This is a genomic window from Xenorhabdus entomophaga (assembly GCF_037996725.1).
GTDB classification, from domain to species: domain Bacteria; phylum Pseudomonadota; class Gammaproteobacteria; order Enterobacterales; family Enterobacteriaceae; genus Xenorhabdus; species Xenorhabdus khoisanae.
On record NZ_JBBMXH010000354.1, the window covers coordinates 1 to 436 of the forward strand.

Genomic DNA, 436 nt, shown 5'->3' on the forward strand with positions numbered 1-436 from the left:
TCCTGAAAATATTTCTTTTCTTATAAATAAGCTCCAGGAACGTGGCCTGATTATAAAAGATCGCAAAGTGGCAGAAAATGCCCTGACATTTATCGGTTATTACAGATTGCGTGGTTATTTTTATCCTTTTTACATTATGGATAATCAGCGTATACCACAACCGATTGAACCCAAGAATTTTGTTGCAGGAACGACGCTGGAAGATGTTATTCAGCTTTATGAATTTGATCGCAAACTACGTTTAATTATACTCGAACAAATACAAAAAGTTGAAATAGGGTTGCGAACCTGTTTGTCTGAGCATATGAGTGGAAAATATGGCGCTCATTGGTTCATGAACTTATCTGTTCTGAGCAATGACTACCACTATGAAAACTTTTTTGGTCAAATTAATGAAGCCAAAGAAACGTTTATTGAACATTATAAGAAAAAATAT

At 34.4% G+C, this 436-nt stretch carries 1 protein-coding gene; it reads left to right on the top strand.

Annotated elements, in window-relative coordinates; translation table 11 throughout:
• Nucleotides 1–436: Abi family protein (locus tag AAC854_RS23165; protein WP_422824134.1), on the top strand; the 436-nt coding region annotated here is incomplete at both ends.